Raw genomic sequence first — 1,756 nt, 5'->3', positions numbered from 1 at the left:
CCACAAGAGAGCGCGCTGTGGCACGCGTTGCTGGTTCGGCGCGATCCCGGCGCCACCGAGGTGCAGCCGCGCTACGACAGCGGCCGGACCGTGCGCTTCTCCGACGCCATCGATCCCGCCGACGTCGACCGCGTCGCGGTGCCGCCGTGGACAGGCACCCGCGTGCTATTCCTGCAGCACCCGTCCGACCCGGTGGTCTGGTGGTCGCCCGATCTACTGTTCAGCCGGCCGGGCTGGCTCGTCGAGCCGCGCGGCCGAGATCGCAGCGCGGCGATGCAGTGGAACCCGGTCGTCACCTTTTGGCAGGTCAGCGCCGACCTGACCAACGCCGAGGGCGTGCCCGGCGGGCACGGCCACAACTACAGCAACGACATCCTCGACGGTTGGGCCGCGGTGGCCCCACCGGATGGCTGGACCGCGGCCGACACCGAGCGCATCCGCGCCGCGCTGAAAAGCTAGCCGTGGCGGCCCGTCACAACGCCGATCCGGCGCAGACCCGCGACGCCGTCCGCGCGGTCGAAGACTGGTTACGCGACGACAGCCACCCAGCGCCGAGCCGGGCGGAGCTGGCGGCCGCGGTCCGGCTCACCGCGCGGACTTTGGCCGCAGAAGCGCCCGGCGCCAGCGTCGAAGTCCGGATCCCTCCGTTCGTGGCGGTGCAGTGCATATCCGGGCCGAGGCACACCCGCGGCACGCCGCCCAACGTGGTCGAGACAGATCCCCGGACCTGGCTGCGGCTGGCCACCGGATTACTGCCGACGGCCGACGCCTCCGCCAGCGGGGCGCTACGCCTGTCCGGATCGCGGGCCGGCGAGATCGCCGGCTGGCTGCCGGTGGTGAGGCTGAGCGGTTAGATCAGCGGCGCAAATCCCGAACGCACCAGATCGACACTGGTAGCAACGATTTCACCCAAGTCGCCGGTACAGCCGTCGTCCCCCCACTTCTGAACCGCCACCACAAGCGCCGCTGCCAAGGTGGCTCCCGCGACCTCAGCGATCAGGGCGACGTTGGGAGCGCCGGCGTAGCGGGTCTTGATGAAGTCGGTCAGCACCTCGGCGAATGACGACTGCACGACGCGTAGGTGCGCGGCAATGCGTTCGGCGGATATCAATGTTGAACGGGCCATCGCGGCTTGGCGAACCACCTCCACGTCGTGCGGAAAGCTCGCCACGCTCGCCAACACGGCGTCGAACAGCGACTCCGAGTCGGGTCGTTGCGCCAACGCCTCGGCAAGCCATTCCAAATGGGTGTCGTAGTCCTGGAACAGAACCGCTTCCTTGCTGGGGAAGTGCCGGAAGAACGTGCGCTCGGTGACGCCGGCCTCGGTGGCCAACTGCGTCACCGTCACATTGGCGAAGCCCCTACTGGCGAACTGTGCGAGCGCGACCCGACGCAACGCCTCGTGCGTCGATCGCCGGCGCAGCTCATGAAGGTTCGTCGACTCGGTCATCGCGCAGATGCTATCTCGAATCCCGCGTGACACGTCAGTGCTGACATCTTCCAATTGTGTCAGTACTGACATATTCTGCGATCCATGACTGACTACGACGCGATCGTTATCGGCGCTGGACACAACGGCCTGACGGCAGCGGCCATCCTGCAGGGCGCGGGCCTGCGCACGCTATGTCTGGAGGCCAACACCTACAGCGGTGGAATGGCCGCGACGGTGGAGCTCATCGACGGATTCCGCTACGAGATCGCGGGATCGGTGCAGTTTCCCACCGCACCCGAGATCACCAAAGAGCTTGGCTTGGAC

Annotated in this window: 4 protein-coding genes; 3 read left to right on the top strand and 1 reads right to left on the bottom strand. The window is 67.7% G+C overall.

The features are described from left to right. A partial coding sequence (locus tag WAO18_RS19435) for an alpha/beta-hydrolase family protein (protein ID WP_422207866.1) occupies positions 1–459 on the top strand: 459 nt, incomplete at its 5' end. A gap of 2 nt (positions 460–461) precedes the next feature. Next, complete coding sequence (locus WAO18_RS19430) at positions 462–854, top strand: sterol carrier family protein (RefSeq protein ID WP_422207865.1); 393 nt, start codon at positions 462–464, stop codon at positions 852–854. Here WAO18_RS19430 and WAO18_RS19425 read toward each other — a convergent pair. Further along, on the bottom strand, positions 851–1,450 hold the full coding sequence (locus tag WAO18_RS19425; protein ID WP_422207864.1) for a TetR family transcriptional regulator: 600 nt from the start codon (positions 1,448–1,450) through the stop codon (positions 851–853). The two genes, WAO18_RS19430 and WAO18_RS19425, sit on opposite strands and share 4 nt — an antisense overlap. A gap of 84 nt (positions 1,451–1,534) precedes the next feature. Between WAO18_RS19425 and WAO18_RS19420 the strand changes: the two genes are divergently transcribed. Beyond that, a partial coding sequence (locus WAO18_RS19420) for an NAD(P)-binding protein (RefSeq protein WP_422207863.1) occupies positions 1,535–1,756 on the top strand: 222 nt, incomplete at its 3' end.

This window comes from Mycobacterium sp. (genome assembly GCF_049278535.1).
Lineage (GTDB): Bacteria > Actinomycetota > Actinomycetes > Mycobacteriales > Mycobacteriaceae > Mycobacterium.
Note: the sequence above shows the minus strand (reverse complement) of the source record. Positions and strands in the feature narration are given on the sequence as shown.

Coding starts and splice junctions, on each gene's coding strand:
- WAO18_RS19425 (WP_422207864.1), bottom strand. CDS start 1,450: ATGACCGAGTCGACGAACCTTCATGAGCTGCGCCGGCGATCGACGCAC.